At 70.4% G+C, this 3,264-nt stretch carries 3 protein-coding genes; 2 read left to right on the forward strand and 1 reads right to left on the reverse strand.

What is annotated here, in order from left to right:
* The first annotated feature begins 70 nt into the window (after positions 1 to 70).
* A complete protein-coding gene (locus tag ACFTZL_RS43180; RefSeq protein WP_382595595.1) occupies positions 71 to 364 on the forward strand; it encodes a chorismate mutase in 294 nt (97 codons plus the stop codon).
* Between the two features lie 511 nt (positions 365 to 875).
* Here ACFTZL_RS43180 and ACFTZL_RS43185 read toward each other — a convergent pair.
* Positions 876 to 2,009 carry a hypothetical protein gene (locus ACFTZL_RS43185; RefSeq protein WP_382595598.1) on the reverse strand — a complete coding sequence of 378 codons (1,134 nt, stop codon included), beginning with the start codon at positions 2,007 to 2,009 and terminating at the stop codon, positions 876 to 878.
* Positions 2,010 to 2,224: 215 nt separating this feature from the next.
* On the opposite strand from ACFTZL_RS43185, the gene ACFTZL_RS43190 reads away from it, so the two are divergent.
* Complete coding sequence (locus tag ACFTZL_RS43190) at positions 2,225 to 3,205, forward strand: LAETG motif-containing sortase-dependent surface protein (protein WP_382595601.1); 981 nt, start codon at positions 2,225 to 2,227, stop codon at positions 3,203 to 3,205.
* Positions 3,206 to 3,264 lie beyond the last annotated feature (59 nt).

The following is a 3,264-nucleotide window of genomic DNA, read 5'->3' on the forward strand; positions in this document are numbered from 1 at the left end:
GCCCGGGGCGTCTGTCGTTCTCCGGGCCTTGCCGCTCCGGGGCACCCCTTGACGACGAGGAGCCCCTCCCATGACCGTTCCCACGACCGCCACCGACGTGACCGGCGCCCGCACCCCCGAGGCCGCCGAGGTGATCGCCGGGGCACGCGAGCGGATCGACGCGCTCGATGACCGGATCATCGGCCTGATCCAGGAACGGGTGGCCGTCTCGGCCGTCATCCAGGAGGCACGGATCACCTCCGGAGGCCGGCGCGTGAACCTCTCCCGCGAGATGGAGGTGCTCGGCCACTACAGGGACGCGCTGGGCAAGCCGGGTACGGCCCTGGCGATGACCCTGCTGGAGCTGTGCCGGGGCAAGATCTGAATCCGCGTTCCCGGGACAGACGTACGCACCTCTCTCACCCGTACGGCGCGTGACCGGCCCCGGGCCGGCTCGTTGGTCTCGATGTCCGCGCCAGCCAGGGGCGGGCCCGAAAGAACCACGCGTGGCTCACTGGAGCGATGAGACGTACGGATCGTGCCGTGCGTCGTGGGACCTCGCTCCAGGGATGTGACCGGACGGCAGGGGACAGCAGCCCGGTCACCCAAGAGAACGGACGGCTCCGGGGACGCCCGGGGCCGCCCGGCGGAATTGCGAAAACGCGCAAGGCTGGGTCAAACGGTTGCGGGCGCCGCGTTCATCCAGCACGATGCGCATACTGCCCAAGTCCCCCCGCTGACACCCGCATTGCCCGACTGCCAAAGGTCGAGACCAGCGGCGCAACCCCCCGGCGCCGCTTCCAGGCACCGGCGCGGCCCTGACGTCGGTGCTGACGAGAAGAAGGGCCCCGCGGCTCCATCCCGCGGGGCCCTTCGCTCATGCTCTTCGCGCCTGCTCAGGTGCGGGTCACCGTCCCGCAGGGCTGGCCGTCGTCGATGCTCTTGCTGCGGTCGTACGGATCCGTCGTCGGGCCGGTGGGGTCGGGGCCCTTGTCCCCGCGCGACGGGAACTCCGGGTGCAGGTAGCCGTCGTGGACGTCGCAGGCGGAGTTGCCGATCTCCTCGTCGTAGTTCCGGACGGTCAGCCTGCCCGGGGTGACCCGGTAGCGGACGGGGTCGGCGAGTTCGACGTCGAGGACCCTGCGCACGATCGTGCGGGTGACCTCGGTCGATCCGTCGGCGCGCATGACGGGGTAGACGAAGGTGTAGTCGGCGCGCACCGCGACCCCCGCGTGCGAGCCCTTCTCGACCGTCATACGCCCGCGCGTCTTGATCACGTCGCCGGCCGGCCGTATCTCGTCGGGGTCGAAACGGCTGAACATCGTCACCGGGTCATGCTTGCCGCTCGGGGAGCGCAGGGCGGTGTTCAGGTTGTCGAGGAGCCCCGGCTGCTTGGGGTCGAGCACGTCGAGCGCGGCCTCGGGACGCTCGCCGCGCACCGTCTGCGGGTCGAGGTTGGCGGCGATCAGCAGCTTCTTCGTCAGCTTCAGCGCCTGTTCCACGCGGTCCTTCGAAACCGTGCCGACGACCTTCGCCTCGGGCAGGACGATGCCGGCCTCGCCGTCGGCCCAGCGCAGCGCCGGGGAGCCGGCGAAGGGCTCGTCCAGGGTGGGGGTCTCGGCGTCCGACGCCCCGGGCGGTGCGGTGGGCGCCGCCGTCTCGACCGGCAGCGGTGAGGCCGCGGCCTGCGGCTCGTCCGTGTCGAAAGGGTCGCCGGGCAGCAGTGACGGCTTCAGGGCCACCAGGGCCACGGCGACGGCGACCGGCACACCGAGTACGGCCCACAGCTTGCGGCGCCTGGCCGCCCGGCTGTTCACCCCCTGCGAGACAGGATCGGTACGCCACCCCGGAGGGACCTCGCCCCGCTCCTCCTGCCGGCGCAACCTCTCGGTCACCATGCGCGCCCGCGCGGACGGCTCCTTCGGAGCGGAGCCGCGGATGTCCCGTTCGGTGTCACGGGTGAACTGTTCCCAGACGTCATCAGGGAACTCGGAGGCCGACGGCTGATCGTCGGACGGCTTGTCAGACACGAGCGTCAGTTCTAGGCGTTCGGCAAGCACCTTCACAAGAAGGTCATGGATGTGACTCAGCCCACATAAGAATCTTGTGAAGGCCAGCGCAACCATTCACAGGTTTCACGGATCAAACCTTCAGAACCACGGGCCACTCCCGCGCCCCCCAACGCGGAGGCCTCCCCCAACGTTCGTACCGCACACTGCGGTACGCCGGACTCTCCGAGGTCTTCATGAAGCTTCGCCGCGCCATGGCAGCAGCGGCCGCTACGGCGGTCATAGCCCCGGTGGCACTGCTCGCGGCACCGGCCGCGTACGCGACCGACGAAACGACGCCCACGCCGAGCGCGTCCGTGAGCGAGTCCGCTCCCGAGACGTCCCCCTCGCCGTCGGCGAGCGAGTCCACGCCCGAGACGACGCCGACTCCGAGCGCGTCCGTGAGCGCGTCCGCTCCCGAGACGTCGAGCACGCCGAGCGCGTCCGCGAGCGAGTCCTCCCCGGCGCCCTCCGCGTCCGAGCCCGAGGAGTCGGAGTCCCCCGACCCCGAGCCCTCGGTCTGCGCGGACACCACGGTCGACGTCGGCATCTCCGGCCTGCCCGGCAAGATCGCGGCGGGCAGCGGCTGGCACAAGTTCTCGCTGAACGTGCTCAACAACTCCGACTCCACGCTGAACGACCTCGACTTCTTCGCCGGCGCCTCCGCCGACAAGAACGGCGAGGACCTGTTCTCCAGCAAGCAGGTCCAGCTCCAGGCCTGGGACCCCCAGGACAAGATCTGGGTCGACCTCAACGAGGGCGGCCTCGCGGTCGGCTACGTCGGTTACACCGACGAGCTGAAGCCCGACTACGAGGTCAACATCCCGCTGCGCCTCAACGTCAGCAAGTCCGCCCCGGTCGGCGCCGGCTTCTCGCTCGGCGCGACGATCTACGGCGACAACGACGCCGAGTGCACCGGCTTCGGTCAGATCTCCTACAAGTTCCAGATCGTCTCCGCCGGTACGGACACCGGTGGCACCAAGCCGCAGGAAGGCGGCAAGGCGCCCGTCACCGACTCGAAGCCGGGCGGCAAGACGCCGGAGGTCACCGGCAGCCTCGCCGAGACCGGCTCCAGCTCCGCCCTGCCGATGATCAGCCTCGTCGGCGGTGCCGCGGTCGTCGCCGGTGCCGGTGCGATCTTCGTGGTGCGTCGTCGCAAGGCCGGTGTCCAGGCCTAAGACGCCGGAGCCTTACGCAAGACGGAAGAGGGACCTGCGCTCGGAGGGGGGCGCAGGTC

Source organism: Streptomyces sp. NPDC056948 (assembly GCF_042674225.1).
GTDB classification, from domain to species: domain Bacteria; phylum Actinomycetota; class Actinomycetes; order Streptomycetales; family Streptomycetaceae; genus Streptomyces; species Streptomyces purpurascens.